The following is a 14,436-nucleotide window of genomic DNA, read 5'->3' as shown; positions in this document are numbered from 1 at the left end:
TAATACGGTTAAAGGCCAAGGCCAAAGCACTGTTGCTCTCAGAACAGGGCATTGCCCACCGAAAAAGGAGGTGCTGGGAGGTGGAGGCTGTCTTTGGGAATATAAAGCAGAATATGGGCTTCAAGCGCTTTATGCTCAGAGGACTGGATAAAGTGGAAACCGAAATAGGGCTTGTGGCTATGGCACACAATCTTAAAAAGGTTGGGTTAAGGGCGTAATCCCACAACTTCTATTAACTCATTAACTTTTTAACACGCAACTCTTGCTCCTTGTAGGTTGAAAGCAAGAAAATAGCCTAAATATAAAAAGACCGCCTAAAACTTTTTAGACGGCCTCTTTCTGTTATTGTGGATTAACCGGAAATGTTTTTTTAGTTAACATCCCAGAAAACCGGTGTTTGCTGTTCGTCTCCACCAATTGCGGAAGCTGCAGCGGCAACATTGGCTTCATTAAGGGTATATTCTCTATTTGGATAAGTAAATCTTAAAGGGATAGGGTTGCCAGTAGCCGCCGGTAACCTGAGCTCTGGAGAACTAAATTTTCTCCAGACATTCCAGGCTTCAAAGCCTCTGTTGTACATGGCGATCCAGAATTGCATACCAATTTTTTCTTGCCACGTACCCGGTGCAGTAGCATAATCAACTTCTGGTCTCATAAGGTACGCATCTATTTCGGCCGAACTCAAGCCCCAATATTCCATACTTGCCGTAATACCCTGAGTGTAATATTCTTCAGCGCTCGCTCCAACATTATAGCCGCCTCTTTCAGCAGCTTCAGCAAGTAAGAAAGAAATTTCGGCAAAATCTAATAAATTACCAGATAAATCCGGTTCATAAAATACTTCTCCAATATGTGTGAAATTAGCGTAATTGTTAAGAGCTCCATAGACACCACCAATATAAGTATTTTCCCCTAGGTTGTCATCTAGAAATACAGATCTACGCGGATCTTCCAAATTGTTTAAATAATCTACAAAAGTATCTGCCGGAACAAAATCTTGTCTGCCACTTAATACCAAATCAGCATACAATGGATGAGCATTAGTGTTATTAGGTTCGTAAGGGAGTGTGAAATTATCACTATTTGATGTTATTAGTCCCCAACCTATAGCTTCGTTTGCATGTTGTTGGGATAGTGATGGATTTACATCTGAAAGCCGCATAGCGAGTTTAAATTTAATCGATGCTGCCAGTTTTTGCCATTGACTGATATCTCCATCATAGATAAAATCGCTATCTAAACCTTCGGACCCGGTACTGAAATTATTATACGCCTCGGTGATGCGTGTCAGTAAATCCTCGTAAATAGTAGCTGCATCATCATAGGCGGCAACAGTGTTTTCTGTTCCTTGAAGAGCTTCTGTGTAAGGTATATCTCCAAAAGTATCTACCATTTGTTGCCAGGCGTAAACCTCTACTATAGTAATAATAGAGGACTGATTTGCTTTTACACCATCTAGCAGGTCGGGATCTTCCTGGACAGATATTCTGGCCTGCTGCAAATCATATAATGCAGTATAAATATTATTCCAATGAGCAGAAGGTATAGATCTGTTCTTAATGTCATAATTAGTCTCTGTCACATACTGGGTTTCCGTCCACTGTTGAGCGACCAGCCTAAAGATATTATTATTTACACTTGTAGATCCCATCTGATCAAACAACGATTTGACACCACTGGTAAAAAGAAAGCTACCAGGGACGGATATTGGATTTTTTGGATCTTCATTCAGCCTGGCGTAATCATCATCCGAACAAGCAGAGATCACCAAAGCTGACGTTAATATGAATATTATTTTTTTCATTGTCTTTCTCTTTTTTAGAATTCTATTTTCAGACTAGCTCCTATTTCTTTAAAGCTCGGATGTGATCCATTCTGGAATCCCATTATATTTCCAGCAGACATTCCTGATTCCGGATCAGCATACGGCAAATTCTTATGTATAATCCATAGGTTTCTCCCTATAAGGGAAAGAGTCATATTGTCAATTGGTGACTTTTCTCCAAAGAAATCTTTGGGCATATTATACGACAGAGATATATTCCTTAACTTAACATAGGAGGCATCATATACATGCATTTTTTCTGGAGCACCTATACCGCCTGAACCTCCATAATAACCATCAGGATTATAATAAGTAGAATAATCTGCTCTTATGTCATTTGTAGTCCCATCTTCTTTAACTCCGGGAAGAAGAACTCCACCACCTGCAGAAACAGGGTCTCTTTTGGGATTCCCCAATTCGTTAAGACCTGCAGTTTCCGGATATAAACCTGTGGCTAAACCAAAGGCCATGTCCTGTGAATAGACATCTCCGCCATGCTTAATATCAATCAAAAAGCTTAAATTCAAATTTTTGTAAGTAAAGGAGTTGTTCAAACCTGCAATCCAGTCTGGATTAGCATCTCCTATTACTGCTTGCGAATCAGAGGTGTCCACTAGGTATTTTCCGTCTGTTCCAACAACTTTTTGCCCGGTAGCGTCATCGTAAACGAAATCATAGCCTCTTATGGTCCCGGTAGATTCCCCAATTTGAGCTCCAACAGTTGTATTCCACATCGAGCCTAACAGAAGGAATTCGTTATCACCGAATATTCTTGTCACTTTATTCTCATTTTTAGCCCAGTTAGCCGTCATTTCCCATCGGAAATCTTGAGACTGTACCGGAACTACTGTAACTCTGGCTTCAATACCTTTGTTCTCGATATCTCCTGAGTTCACCCAAATACCTGTGAATCCGCTAGAGCCTGAAACTGCAGTATTAGTAATAAGATCAAAAGTTTTACGCTGATATACCGAAAGATCAAAGCTTAATCTGCTAGCAAAGAAATTCATTTCGAGTCCTGCCTCGAACTCTTCCATAGTCTCTGATTTCAAATTAGGATTGTTTGAGGTAGCAGGAGCAGACGCGCTATATGCGCCGTTAAAACTCGGATCAAAGGCATATGTGTTCATAAGTTGGTAAGGATCTGTATCATTACCTACACGGGCGTAGTTAAATCTGAATTTACCAAAATTAATAGTTTCTCTGGAGTCTAAAAGTTCAGAAAACACAAAACTCACCGACCCGGAAGGATACCAATATCTGTTGTTTTTAACCGGAAGTGCAGACGACCTATCAGTTCTAACAGATCCACCTAAATAAACCATATCACGCCATCCCAAATTAAACTGTCCAAAAAAGCCGTCTACTTTTTTGTTTATGTTGAGATCCAGCATATCCTCCTCTGTTAAAGGATTGGCGGTATTTGTAATGGAATATAGACCAGGAACTTTAAGTCCACCATTGGTTTGGGCACTATTCCCGTATCTCTTGTTCACTCTTAAGTTCCAACCGACATTAGCATTCAGATTTAAATCCTCGTTGAGATCTTTATCTATATTAAGAATCATGTCGTAATTGTATTCGCTTACGGTATGGTTCATAAAATAATATTCTCCGGCACCCCCATGGCTAGTTCTACCAATGCCGGAGGATGAGCCTGCTGCCACTCTTTCTTCTCTCAACTCACTAAACGTATCAAAGGTAAATCTCCCCATTAAACTCATCCAGTCATTGATCTCATAATTCAATCCGAAATTACCGAAGAAACGATTCTTTCTATCCGATTGGTAATTATTGTCACGATCAAAATAATGGTTATCGGCGTACCCAACCTTTCGGGACTCCCAATCTGTAAGGTTCCATGTCATGTTTTGTCCAGTAGCCAAATAAGCTTCTTTTTGTTTTTGCATATCCACAGACATGTTCCACCACTGTCTGAATCCCTGCATAGGATTCCTGCCTTCATATCCGGTATAAACACGTCCTTGTCCCTTAGTATTTGTATAAGTTATGTTTCCGAATGCACTTAGCTTCTCTGTAAGATTATAAGTTGCTGAAAAGTCAATAGTGTTCCTTGTGATATCACTATTTCGGAGCGCACCTTCTTGCAGGAAGTTGGTATATGCCATTCTGAATGTTCCCTTATCGTCACCTCCACTAAAAGAAACTGAATTCATGTAAGTAGTAGCAGTACCCCAAATGTCATTGGGTGTTGAGGCTCCAGCGACAAAAGGAGTTGGTTGAAGATAACCGGGCAGTTGCGGGTACTGCGAATCCCAGTTGTAGACCAGTTTGTTGGGGTCAAATCTGGAACCGAAAGAGGCATCATCATAAGTATAAACAATGTTGTCATCAAAAATACCATCACCATTGATATCTGGTCCATTTTCAGTTACATCATAGAAAGAATATCCCCCATAACCTCCTCCATATTGATTTTGGTATTTAGGTAGAGTTTTTTTATTAACTGTCCCTACGGTAATAGCACTATTAAACTGAACCCCGATTTTTTCATTAGCCCTACCTTTTTTCGTGGTAATCATGATAACACCATTCATACCTCTTGAACCATATAATGCAGTTGCAGCAGCGCCTTTTAATACGTTGACATCTGCGATATCATTTGGATTAACGTCGGAAAGACCATTACCATAATCATAACCTCCACCGCCATCACCAATTCCGTTTTGGTTAAAAGTTTCGTTGTTTATGGGAGTTCCGTCAATAACAATCAGCGCCTGGTTATTGCCTACTAATGAACTCACACCTCGCAGGACTATATTGGTAGAACCACCCATAGTTCCTGATTGTGTTATGTTCAGTCCTGCAACAGTACCACTTAAGGCATCACTCATGTTTGCAACCGGAACCTGAGCCAGCTTCTCTCCACTTACTTCCTGAGAAGCGTATCCGAGAGATTTTTTCTCTCTCTTAATCCCGAGTGCAGTAACAACGACTTCATCCAGGCTTTGCGCATCTTCTTCGAGCTGGACAGCGATGTTCGAAGATGATCCAACTCTTACTTCGGAAGTTTTCATACCGATATAAGAGATTTGAAGGGTTTGTCCTTCACTTGCGTTTATGGTAAAGTTACCGTCGAAATCTGTTTGAGTACCCGTGCTGGTACCTTTAATGACGACGTTGGCACCTGGCAGTGGCATACCGCCGGTGTCTGTAACCGTACCGGAAATCGTCTTTTCCTGTGCAAAACCGATTTGCACCATTAACGCCAGAAAAAGCGTTAAGATTCCGCTAAGTTTTGTTCTCATGTTTTGAAAATTATTTTGAATTAGTGCTCCAAATATGTGCAAAAAACCTAACGGTAACAATTTATTAACAGAAATATCTTAGGAGTTATGTGTGTCTTAGTATTATATTTTAACATAAAAAGATGCGTTAATATTATTTTAAGATAATATTTTTTTAAGGTTTTATGTTAAAAAAGTTATTTTTATATCGTATTTGTAAAAATAAAGGTTTTCGGTTGTAACGTTAATTTTTCTGATTTTAACAGGAAAAGTAGTGGTTTGGTGTGAATTTTATGCAAAAAAAGACGGGATTGTGAGGGTTTGCGGGAAATGCAGAGGTGAAGCTTGGTTTTGTAACAATGTCTGCGGGTTGTAATGTGTGGTTTGCGTATGCTTTTCTGAGGTTTTAAATGAGTCGGACTGAATGTTGGGTTATTTGGTTTTTTTGTAAGTATTGAGCGGTCAGAGGGTTGGGTGTAGGGGGTGAAAATAGGAAATAGGGCTATTTTGAAGAAAATTAATCGTTTATGATTTGAATAGTTGGAAAATATTTCTACCTTTGCCACCCTCTAAAAAGAGGCTTTATTTAATTTAAACATTTATCGTAAAGTAAATTATGCCAACAATTTCACAATTAGTACGAAAAGGAAGAGCCAGAATTACCAAGAAGAGTAAATCGGTTGCTTTGGATTCGTGTCCTCAAAGAAGAGGGGTTTGTACGCGTGTTTACACTACTACGCCTAAGAAGCCAAACTCAGCGATGCGTAAAGTTGCTCGTGTACGTTTGACTAACGGTAATGAGGTGAACGCTTATATCCCGGGAGAAGGACATAACCTCCAGGAGCACTCGATAGTATTGGTAAGAGGCGGAAGGGTAAAAGACCTGCCTGGTGTGAGGTATCATATTGTCCGCGGGGCGCTTGATACTGCAGGTGTGCAGGGAAGGACGCAAAGAAGGTCTAAATACGGTGCAAAGCGACCTAAGGATAAGAAATAGGTGTTTTGCGGAGAGTAAGGTGATGAACCTTGCTGTGTAGAAGACGCGTTCCGTCTTTGATTAATAAAAAAGGTCGAATACAATTTAAAGAAAAGAAATGAGAAAAAGAAAGGCGAAAAAGAGGCCTCTTTTACCGGATCCAAGATTTAACGATCAATTGGTGACCCGCTTCGTGAATAACCTGATGTGGGATGGTAAGAAGTCTGTAGCGTTTAAGATATTTTACGATGCGATTGATATCGTAGACGAAAAGAAGCAAAACGAAGATAAATCTGCTTTGGAGCTTTGGAAGGATGCATTGTCTAATGTGATGCCACACGTTGAAGTGAGGAGTCGTCGTGTTGGGGGTGCTACTTTTCAGATCCCTATGCAGATAAGGCCTGACAGGAAGGTGTCTATGGCTATGAAATGGCTTATCGGGTTCTCTCGTAAGCGAAATGAAAAGTCTATGGCGCAGAAACTTGCAGGAGAAATTCTTGCTGCGGCAAAAGAAGAAGGTGCGGCTGTTAAGAAAAGGGTTGATACGCATAAGATGGCTGAAGCTAACAAGGCATTCTCTCACTTTAGATTTTAATCGCTAAGAACATAATAAAAAATGGCAAGAGATTTAAAATATACTAGAAACATCGGTATTGCCGCGCATATTGATGCGGGAAAGACAACGACTACAGAGCGTATCTTGTTCTATACCGGTGTGAGTCATAAAGTAGGAGAAGTGCACGACGGGGCGGCTACTATGGACTGGATGGAGCAGGAACAGGAACGTGGTATTACCATTACTTCGGCAGCTACAACCTGTACCTGGAATTTTCCTATGGAAAATGCGCAGCCTACACCTGATACCAAGCCGTATCACTTTAATATTATAGATACTCCCGGTCACGTTGACTTTACGGTGGAGGTAAACCGATCATTAAGGGTTCTTGATGGATTGGTTTTTTTATTTAGTGCAGTAGACGGTGTTGAGCCGCAGTCTGAAACTAACTGGAGACTTGCTGATAACTATAAGGTCCCGAGAATGGGATTTGTTAATAAAATGGATCGTCAGGGGTCTAACTTCCTCAATGTTTGTAAACAGGTAAAGGAGATGTTAGGGTCTAATGCAGTGCCGATCGTACTTCCTATCGGTGAGGAAGCTGATTTTAAGGGCATAGTCGATCTTGTTAAGAACAGGGCTGTTGTATGGCATGAGGATAATTTCGGTTCTACCTTTGATGTGGTGGCTATACCGGAAGATATGAAAGAGGAAGTGGACGAGTACAGGGCGATGTTGATCGAAGCTGTTGCCGAGTACGATGAGAGTTTGATGGAGAAGTTTTTCGAGGATGAGAATTCTATTACCGAAGATGAAATTCATGCTGCGCTTCGTGCTGCTGTTATGGATATGAGTATCATACCTATGGTGTGTGGTTCTTCCTTTAAGAACAAGGGTGTTCAGTTTCTGCTGGATGCTGTTTGCAGGTATTTGCCTTCTCCGGTAGACAAAGATGCTATTGTGGGTACCAACCCGGATACCGGTGAAGAAATTTCTCGAAAACCGGAAGTGACTGCGCCTTTTGCTGCCTTGGCATTTAAAATCGCGACAGATCCTTTTGTGGGCCGTCTGGCGTTCTTTAGAGCGTATTCGGGGAAACTGGATGCTGGTTCTTATATTTTGAATACGCGTTCCGGTAAGAAGGAGCGTATTTCCCGTATTTATCAGATGCACTCTAACAAGCAAAACGCGATAGAGTCTATTTCTGCCGGTGATATTGGAGCGGCTGTAGGTTTTAAGGAAATTAAGACCGGAGATACGTTGTGTGATGAGAAGCATCCTATAGTGTTGGAAAGTATGAACTTCCCTGATCCGGTTATCGGTATTGCGGTAGAGCCAAAAACCAAGGCAGACGTAGATAAGCTGGGTATGGCGCTTTCCAAACTGGCGGAAGAAGATCCTACCTTCCAGGTGAAAACCGATGAGGCTTCCGGTCAGACTATTATATCCGGAATGGGAGAGCTTCACTTGGATATTATCGTGGATCGTTTGAGACGTGAGTTTAAAGTGGAGGTTAGTCAGGGTCAGCCCCAGGTGGAATACAAAGAGGCTATCACGGCTTCTGCAGATCACAGGGAGGTTTATAAGAAACAAACCGGTGGACGTGGTAAATTTGCGGATATCGTGTTTACTATGGAGCCTGCCGAAGAAGGAAAAACCGGTCTTGAGTTTGTTAACATCATTAAAGGTGGTAACATCCCTAAAGAATATGTGCCTTCTGTAGAGAAGGGCTTCAGGGAAGCTATGAAAAATGGTCCTTTGGCCGGATTTGAAATGGATGCGATGAAGATTGTTCTGAAGGATGGGTCTTTCCACCCTGTGGATTCCGATTCGCTTTCTTTTGAGTTGGCTGCGAAAATGGGTTATAAAGTTGCTGCAAGAGCTGCGAAAGCTGTTTTGATGGAGCCTATTATGAAGCTGGAGGTCCTTACTCCTGAAGAGAATATGGGTGATATCGTGGGTGACCTTAACCGTCGTCGCGGACAGGTGAATAACATGGATGACAGAGCCGGAGCTAAAGTTATCAAAGCTTTGGTGCCGCTTTCGGAAATGTTTGGTTATGTAACCTCGCTTCGTACCCTGTCTTCGGGTAGAGCAACTTCTACTATGGAATTTTCTCATTATGCGGAAACTCCTGCGAATATAGCTGAAGAGGTTATTAAGAAGGCAAAAGGAGTTGAAGCTTAAATTTTACGGAAATGAGTCAGAAAATAAGAATAAAATTAAAATCATACGATCATAACCTGGTTGATAAGTCTGCTGAGAAGATCGTTAAAACGGTAAAGACTACCGGAGCTGTGGTAACTGGTCCTATTCCGTTGCCAACCCATAAGAAATTGTTTACGGTTTTGCGTTCACCTCACGTTAACAAAAAATCGAGAGAGCAGTTTCAGTTGAGTTCTTACAAAAGGTTACTCGATATCTACAGCTCATCTTCCAAGACTATCGATGCTTTGATGAAACTCGAATTGCCGAGTGGAGTTGAAGTGGAGATCAAGGTGTGATGATTTCCAGTCCGGAAGCGTGTTTTTCCGGAGACATGTCCTGAGCGTTTCGCAAGGGAAAAACGGAGATAGAAAATATATTCAGGGTTGAAATATGTTTTTTAACCCTGAATTTTTTGAAACAATAGTTTAATTAATAACAACGGGTTTGGATCTTGTTCCATGCAGTTTCGTGGACCGGGGTTTAAATCTAAAATCACAAAAATCAGTATGTCTGGGTTAATTGGTAAAAAGATTGGCATGACCAGCATTTTTGACGAGAACGGAAAAAACATTCCTTGTACCGTTATTGAGGCAGGTCCTTGCGTAGTTACCCAAGTCAGAACCAAAGAGGTTGACGGGTATGAGGCTCTTCAGCTTGGTTTCGATGACAAGGCAGAAAAACGTGCTAATAAGGCCGAATTAGGTCATTTTAAAAAAGCAGGTGTTTCTCCTAAAAAACAGATCGTCGAGTTCCAGGGCTTTGAAGGAGATTTTAAATTAGGTGACACGATCACAGTAGAGCACTTCAGTGAAGGAGAGTTTGTAGATGTGACAGGAACGTCTAAAGGTAAAGGTTTCCAGGGTGTTGTTAAGAGACACGGATTTGGCGGTGTGGGTCAGGCTACTCACGGTCAGCATAACCGTCTCAGAGCGCCCGGATCTATTGGTGCGGCATCTTATCCTGCCCGTGTATTCAAAGGAATGCGCATGGCTGGAAGAATGGGAGCTGAAAGAGTAACAGTTGAAAACCTGCGAGTGTTGAAAGTTGTTCCGGAAAAAAACCTTATCGTTATCAAAGGTTGTGTCCCCGGGCATAAAAACGCTTACGTAATAGTTCAGAAGTAATGGAAGTAGCAGTATTAGATATAAACGGAAAAGAAACAGGTAGAAAGGTTAGTCTTTCTGATGCTGTTTATGGAATAGAGCCAAACAATCATGCTGTTTATCTCGATGTAAAGCGTTACCTGGCCAATAAGCGTCAGGGTACTCATAAGGCTAAAGAAAGAGGAGAGATCGCTGGTAGTACCAGGAAGATCAAAAAGCAGAAGGGTACCGGAACGGCACGTGCCGGAAGTATCAAGTCTCCTGTTTTTGTAGGGGGTGGACGAATTTTTGGTCCGAGACCTAAAGATTACACCCAGAAGCTTAACAAAGGAGTAAAACGCCTGGCTCGGAAATCAGCTTTAAGTATAAAAGCAAAAGAAGGGGCGATCGTGGTTTTGGAAGGTTTCAATTTTGATGCTCCAAAGACCAAAGATTTTACTTCTGTGCTGAAAGCCTTAGGGTTAGAGAATAAAAAAACACTGTTTGTATTGGGTGAGCCAAATAAAAATGTATATTTGTCGTCACGCAATTTAAAAGCGTCTGAGGTTATAAGTGCTTCTGAATTAAACACTTATAAAGTGATCAACGCAAACAGTGTAGTGCTTCTTGAGGGTGCTTTAGAAGGAATTGAGTCGAATTTGAGTAAATAAATGGACCATGAGTGTGTTAATTAAGCCTATAATTACGGAAAAAGTGACCGCTGACAGCGAGGTGAATAATCGCTATGGTTTCATTGTAAACGGCCAGGCTAATAAGCTGGAGATCAAGGATGCTATAGAAGCTGCTTACGGAGTTTCTGTAGAGAAAGTCCGAACAATGAATTACGGTCCTAAGAGAAGTGTACGCTACACTAAAACCGGTATGCAATACGGTAAGACCAATGCTTATAAGAAAGCTATTGTTCAGGTGGCGGAAGGAGATACTATTGATTTTTATAGTAATATATAAGGAAAGACAAAAATGTCAGTTAGAAAATTAAAACCGGTAACCCCGGGACAGCGTTTTAGAGTAGTAAACGGATTTGACGCGATTACTACTGATAAGCCGGAGAAGAGTTTGCTCGCTCCGTTAAAAAAGTCAGGGGGAAGAAACAGTCAAGGAAAGATGACTATCCGCTACAGAGGTGGTGGTCATAAAAGGAAGTATCGTGTTATAGACTTTAAGAGAGAGAAGGTTGGTGTAGAAGCTACAGTGGAGTCTATTCAGTACGATCCGAACAGAACGGCGTTTATTGCCTTGTTGAAGTACAGCGACGGTGAGAAACGTTATGTGATAGCTCAAAACGGTTTGAAAGTTGGTCAGACAGTTGTTTCCGGTCCTGGTAGTGCGCCTGAGATCGGTAATGCAATGCCTTTGTCTGATCTTCCATTGGGTACAGTGATTTCTTGTATAGAGCTACGACCGGGGCAGGGAGCTGTAATGGCTCGTAGTGCCGGTGCCTTTGCTCAGTTGATGGCGAGAGAAGGGAAGTACGCTACGGTAAAACTTCCTTCTGGTGAAACCAGGATGATCCTCGGTGCTTGTTTTGCAACTGTTGGAGTAGTGTCTAACTCAGATCATCAGCTCATCGTATCCGGTAAAGCGGGTAGAAGCAGATGGCTTGGTAGAAGACCGAGAACAAGACCTGTGGCTATGAACCCGATAGATCACCCGATGGGTGGTGGTGAAGGTAGGGCTTCAGGAGGACATCCGAGGTCTAGAAACGGAATTCCTGCAAAAGGATTTAAAACCCGTTCCAGAACCAAGGCGAGTAATAGGTATATTGTAGAACGTAGAAAGAAATAAAAGAAATTACAGATGGCACGTTCGTTAAAGAAAGGACCTTACGTTCACTATAGTCTCGAGAAAAAAGTACAACAAAATGTAGAGTCTGGGAAGAAGACGGTTATAAAAACCTGGTCCAGAGCTTCTATGATAACACCGGATTTTGTTGGTCAGACTATAGCTGTTCATAATGGTCGTCAGTTTGTTCCTGTATATGTTACAGAAAACATGGTGGGACATAAATTAGGAGAATTTTCACCGACACGATCTTTCCGAGGTCACGCCGGTGCGAAAAATAAAGGAAAAAAATAATAGGAAGCTATGGGAGTTCGCAAAAGAGAAAGAGCAGAGCAAATCAAAGCAGCTAAGAAAGAATTAGCATTTGCAAAGTTGAATAACTGCCCTACTTCCCCCAGAAAGATGCGTCTTGTTGCGGATCTGGTAAGGGGACAAAAAGTAGAAAAAGCGCTTGCTATTTTGAAATTTAGTCAAAAGGAGGCATCCCGTCGTTTGGAAAAACTGTTGTTGTCTGCTATAGCCAACTGGCAGGCCAAAAACGAGGATGCAAGCATTGAAGATGCAGACCTGTTTGTTAAGGAGATCCGTGTGGACGGAGGAAGTATGCTGAAAAGGCTTCGTCCTGCACCGCAAGGTCGTGCGCACAGGATAAGAAAACGTTCCAATCACGTAACATTGGTGCTTGGAGCTAATAATAACACACAAAGCTAGGAGATAAATGGGACAAAAAACAAATCCAATCGGAAATCGCCTTGGTATTATCAGAGGATGGGAGTCTAACTGGTATGGCGGTAAGGACTACGGCGATAAAATTGCCGAAGACGATAAGATCAGAAAATATGTTCATGCTCGTTTGTCAAAAGCTAGTGTTTCAAGAGTAATTATTGAGCGTACCCTGAAGCTTGTAACCGTTACTATCACCACTGCCCGTCCCGGAATTATTATCGGGAAAGGCGGACAGGAGGTAGACAGGCTGAAAGAAGAGCTTAAGAAAATTACGGACAAAGAGGTTCAGATTAACATTTTCGAGATTAAAAGGCCGGAACTGGACGCTAATCTCGTTGCTGCAAGTATTGCACGTCAGATAGAGAGCAGAATCAGCTACAGACGAGCTATAAAAATGGCTATTGCAGCTGCAATCAGGATGAATGCAGAAGGTGTTAAGGTGCAAATTTCCGGACGTTTGAACGGGGCGGAAATGGCGCGTTCTGAATCTTACAAAGAAGGAAGGATTCCTTTGTCTACCTTCAGAGCTGATATCGATTATGCACTTGTTGAAGCTCATACTACTTATGGTAGGCTGGGTGTGAAGGTGTGGATCATGAAAGGCGAGGTTTACGGAAAGAGGGAGTTGTCTCCGCTTGTTGGAATGTCCAAAAAGCAACAAGGAGGCGGTAAAGGCGGTGCGAAAAAAGCTCGTCGCAGAAAGTAATTTTTTAAAGTAAAGAAAAATGTTACAGCCAAAAAGAACCAAATATCGCAAGCAGCAGAAGGGACGTATGAAAGGGAACTCCCAAAGAGGACATGAGCTTTCAAACGGAATGTTCGGTATAAAATCTATGGATTCTTCATTCATTACAGCGCGTCAGATAGAAGCTGCGCGTATTGCGGCTACCCGTTATATGAAAAGGGAAGGGCAGTTGTGGATTAAGATTTTCCCGGATAAACCGATCACCAAGAAGCCTCTTGAGGTACGTATGGGTAAAGGTAAAGGTGCAGTGGAATACTGGGCTGCAGTTGTTAAACCAGGCAGAATTATGTTTGAAGTCGGTGGAGTACCGCTGGACGTTGCGAAAGAAGCATTGCGTCTTGCAGCACAGAAGCTTCCGGTGAAAACAAAATTCATTGTGGCGAGGGATTATTCAGCTTAATACTTGAGGAATTATGAAACAGTCAGAAATTAAAGAATTATCTGTTGCTGAGCTACAGGAAAAGCTCGGTGAATTCAAAAAGAATTATGCAGACTTAAAAATGGCCCATGCTATTACGCCACTGGAAAATCCGCTTCAGCTTAGAAAGGCAAGAAGAACGGTTGGGAAATTAGCCACTGAGCTTACTAAAAGAGAATTACAATAATTCTATGCTGCTTTAAGATGGAAGAAAAAAGAAAATTAAGAAAAGAGAGAATAGGTGTTGTAACCAGTAATAAAATGGAGAAATCCATTGTCGTTTCCGAAGTGAAACGGGTAAAACACCCTATGTACGGAAAGTTCGTGTTGAAAACTAAGAAATATGTTGCGCACGACGAAAAGAACGATTGCAACATCGGTGATACTGTGAAGATAATGGAGACTCGTCCGTTGAGCAGAACCAAGTGTTGGAGATTAGTTGAAATCATTGAAAGAGCGAAGTAATTATGGTACAACAGGAATCTAGATTAAAAGTAGCGGATAATACCGGAGCCAAAGAGGTTCTGACTATCCGTGTTCTCGGAGGTACAAAAAGAAGATATGCTTCTGTAGGTGATAAGATAGTAGTTACTGTAAAAGAGGCTACTCCTAACGGAAACGTTAAGAAAGGACAAGTATCTACTGCAGTAGTTGTTCGTACCAAGAAAGAGGTGCGTAGACCTGACGGTTCTTACATTCGTTTCGATGACAATGCTTGTGTGTTGCTGAATGCTGCCGGTGAAATGCGTGGTACACGTGTTTTCGGTCCTGTAGCAAGAGAGCTTCGCGATAAGCAGTTTATGAAGATCGTATCATTAGCACCTGAGGTGCTGTAATACAAGATAGCAA

General features: G+C 41.7%; 18 protein-coding genes. 16 read left to right on the top strand and 2 right to left on the bottom strand.

Annotated elements, in window-relative coordinates:
- The coding region (locus BT112_RS14415; RefSeq protein WP_139276215.1) for a transposase at positions 1–218 on the top strand (218 nt) is incomplete at its 5' end.
- Positions 219–370: 152 nt separating this feature from the next.
- On the opposite strand, the gene BT112_RS14410 is transcribed toward BT112_RS14415, so the two are convergent.
- Both BT112_RS14410 and BT112_RS14405 read right to left on the bottom strand, forming a co-directional pair.
- Complete coding sequence (locus tag BT112_RS14410) at positions 371–1,804, bottom strand: SusD/RagB family nutrient-binding outer membrane lipoprotein (RefSeq protein WP_072318090.1); 1,434 nt, start codon at positions 1,802–1,804, stop codon at positions 371–373.
- Between the two features lie 14 nt (positions 1,805–1,818).
- Positions 1,819–5,094, bottom strand: coding sequence for a SusC/RagA family TonB-linked outer membrane protein (locus BT112_RS14405; protein ID WP_072318089.1), 3,276 nt, complete (start codon positions 5,092–5,094; stop codon positions 1,819–1,821).
- Positions 5,095–5,689: 595 nt separating this feature from the next.
- Between BT112_RS14405 and rpsL the strand changes: the two genes are divergently transcribed.
- The 15 genes from rpsL to rplN all read left to right on the top strand — a co-directional run bounded on the left by rpsL (position 5,690) and on the right by rplN (position 14,423).
- Positions 5,690–6,070 (top strand): 30S ribosomal protein S12, encoded by a 381-nt coding sequence (rpsL, locus tag BT112_RS14400; RefSeq protein ID WP_072318088.1) that lies wholly within the window; start codon positions 5,690–5,692, stop codon positions 6,068–6,070.
- Positions 6,071–6,167: 97 nt separating this feature from the next.
- Complete coding sequence (rpsG, locus tag BT112_RS14395) at positions 6,168–6,644, top strand: 30S ribosomal protein S7 (protein ID WP_072318087.1); 477 nt, start codon at positions 6,168–6,170, stop codon at positions 6,642–6,644.
- A gap of 21 nt (positions 6,645–6,665) precedes the next feature.
- Entirely contained in the window at positions 6,666–8,792 is a 2,127-nt protein-coding gene (gene fusA, locus BT112_RS14390; RefSeq protein WP_072318086.1) for an elongation factor G, read from the top strand.
- 11 nt (positions 8,793–8,803) lie between these two features.
- Positions 8,804–9,109 (top strand): 30S ribosomal protein S10, encoded by a 306-nt coding sequence (rpsJ, locus tag BT112_RS14385; protein WP_072318085.1) that lies wholly within the window; start codon positions 8,804–8,806, stop codon positions 9,107–9,109.
- A gap of 210 nt (positions 9,110–9,319) precedes the next feature.
- On the top strand, positions 9,320–9,937 hold the full coding sequence (rplC, locus tag BT112_RS14380; RefSeq protein ID WP_072318096.1) for a 50S ribosomal protein L3: 618 nt from the start codon (positions 9,320–9,322) through the stop codon (positions 9,935–9,937).
- Positions 9,937–10,566 carry a 50S ribosomal protein L4 gene (gene rplD / locus BT112_RS14375; RefSeq protein ID WP_072318084.1) on the top strand — a complete coding sequence of 210 codons (630 nt, stop codon included), beginning with the start codon at positions 9,937–9,939 and terminating at the stop codon, positions 10,564–10,566. The genes rplC and rplD overlap by 1 nt, the downstream gene beginning before the upstream one ends.
- Before the next feature lie 7 nt (positions 10,567–10,573).
- Positions 10,574–10,864, top strand: coding sequence for a 50S ribosomal protein L23 (gene rplW / locus BT112_RS14370; RefSeq protein WP_072318083.1), 291 nt, complete (start codon positions 10,574–10,576; stop codon positions 10,862–10,864).
- A gap of 12 nt (positions 10,865–10,876) precedes the next feature.
- Entirely contained in the window at positions 10,877–11,701 is an 825-nt protein-coding gene (gene rplB, locus BT112_RS14365; protein ID WP_072318082.1) for a 50S ribosomal protein L2, read from the top strand.
- A gap of 12 nt (positions 11,702–11,713) precedes the next feature.
- Entirely contained in the window at positions 11,714–11,992 is a 279-nt protein-coding gene (gene rpsS / locus BT112_RS14360) for a 30S ribosomal protein S19 (RefSeq protein WP_008613595.1), read from the top strand.
- Between the two features lie 9 nt (positions 11,993–12,001).
- Complete coding sequence (rplV, locus tag BT112_RS14355; protein WP_072318081.1) at positions 12,002–12,409, top strand: 50S ribosomal protein L22; 408 nt, start codon at positions 12,002–12,004, stop codon at positions 12,407–12,409.
- A 7-nt stretch (positions 12,410–12,416) separates the two neighbouring features.
- The gene (rpsC, locus tag BT112_RS14350) at positions 12,417–13,130 is read left to right on the top strand and encodes a 30S ribosomal protein S3 (protein ID WP_072318080.1); all 714 of its coding nucleotides are present in this window, start codon (positions 12,417–12,419) and stop codon (positions 13,128–13,130) included.
- Positions 13,131–13,149: 19 nt separating this feature from the next.
- Positions 13,150–13,569: a 50S ribosomal protein L16 gene (gene rplP / locus BT112_RS14345; RefSeq protein WP_072318079.1), complete on the top strand. Its 420-nt coding sequence runs from the start codon at positions 13,150–13,152 to the stop codon at positions 13,567–13,569.
- Between the two features lie 13 nt (positions 13,570–13,582).
- Positions 13,583–13,774, top strand: a complete 192-nt coding sequence (gene rpmC / locus BT112_RS14340) for a 50S ribosomal protein L29 (protein WP_072318078.1) — start codon at positions 13,583–13,585, stop codon at positions 13,772–13,774.
- A 17-nt stretch (positions 13,775–13,791) separates the two neighbouring features.
- The gene (gene rpsQ, locus BT112_RS14335) at positions 13,792–14,052 is read left to right on the top strand and encodes a 30S ribosomal protein S17 (protein WP_072318077.1); all 261 of its coding nucleotides are present in this window, start codon (positions 13,792–13,794) and stop codon (positions 14,050–14,052) included.
- A gap of 2 nt (positions 14,053–14,054) precedes the next feature.
- Positions 14,055–14,423 carry a 50S ribosomal protein L14 gene (gene rplN / locus BT112_RS14330; protein ID WP_072318076.1) on the top strand — a complete coding sequence of 123 codons (369 nt, stop codon included), beginning with the start codon at positions 14,055–14,057 and terminating at the stop codon, positions 14,421–14,423.
- Positions 14,424–14,436 lie beyond the last annotated feature (13 nt).

The organism is Sinomicrobium oceani, from assembly GCF_900119185.1.
In the GTDB taxonomy this organism is placed as follows: Bacteria; Bacteroidota; Bacteroidia; order Flavobacteriales; family Flavobacteriaceae; genus Sinomicrobium; species Sinomicrobium oceani.
This window is presented reverse-complemented; position numbering and strand designations above follow the sequence as displayed.

Bases quoted from the DNA above. Each gene is read 5' to 3' on its own strand.
- BT112_RS14410 (WP_072318090.1), bottom strand. From the start codon at position 1,804: ATGAAAAAAATAATATTCATATTAACGTCAGCTTTGGTGATCTCTGCT.
- BT112_RS14405 (WP_072318089.1), bottom strand. From the start codon at position 5,094: ATGAGAACAAAACTTAGCGGAATCTTAACGCTTTTTCTGGCGTTAATG.
- rpsL (WP_072318088.1), top strand. From the start codon at position 5,690: ATGCCAACAATTTCACAATTAGTACGAAAAGGAAGAGCCAGAATTACC.
- rpsG (WP_072318087.1), top strand. From the start codon at position 6,168: ATGAGAAAAAGAAAGGCGAAAAAGAGGCCTCTTTTACCGGATCCAAGA.
- fusA (WP_072318086.1), top strand. From the start codon at position 6,666: ATGGCAAGAGATTTAAAATATACTAGAAACATCGGTATTGCCGCGCAT.
- rpsJ (WP_072318085.1), top strand. From the start codon at position 8,804: ATGAGTCAGAAAATAAGAATAAAATTAAAATCATACGATCATAACCTG.
- rplC (WP_072318096.1), top strand. From the start codon at position 9,320: ATGTCTGGGTTAATTGGTAAAAAGATTGGCATGACCAGCATTTTTGAC.
- rplD (WP_072318084.1), top strand. From the start codon at position 9,937: ATGGAAGTAGCAGTATTAGATATAAACGGAAAAGAAACAGGTAGAAAG.
- rplW (WP_072318083.1), top strand. From the start codon at position 10,574: ATGAGTGTGTTAATTAAGCCTATAATTACGGAAAAAGTGACCGCTGAC.
- rplB (WP_072318082.1), top strand. From the start codon at position 10,877: ATGTCAGTTAGAAAATTAAAACCGGTAACCCCGGGACAGCGTTTTAGA.
- rpsS (WP_008613595.1), top strand. From the start codon at position 11,714: ATGGCACGTTCGTTAAAGAAAGGACCTTACGTTCACTATAGTCTCGAG.
- rplV (WP_072318081.1), top strand. From the start codon at position 12,002: ATGGGAGTTCGCAAAAGAGAAAGAGCAGAGCAAATCAAAGCAGCTAAG.
- rpsC (WP_072318080.1), top strand. From the start codon at position 12,417: ATGGGACAAAAAACAAATCCAATCGGAAATCGCCTTGGTATTATCAGA.
- rplP (WP_072318079.1), top strand. From the start codon at position 13,150: ATGTTACAGCCAAAAAGAACCAAATATCGCAAGCAGCAGAAGGGACGT.
- rpmC (WP_072318078.1), top strand. From the start codon at position 13,583: ATGAAACAGTCAGAAATTAAAGAATTATCTGTTGCTGAGCTACAGGAA.
- rpsQ (WP_072318077.1), top strand. From the start codon at position 13,792: ATGGAAGAAAAAAGAAAATTAAGAAAAGAGAGAATAGGTGTTGTAACC.
- rplN (WP_072318076.1), top strand. From the start codon at position 14,055: ATGGTACAACAGGAATCTAGATTAAAAGTAGCGGATAATACCGGAGCC.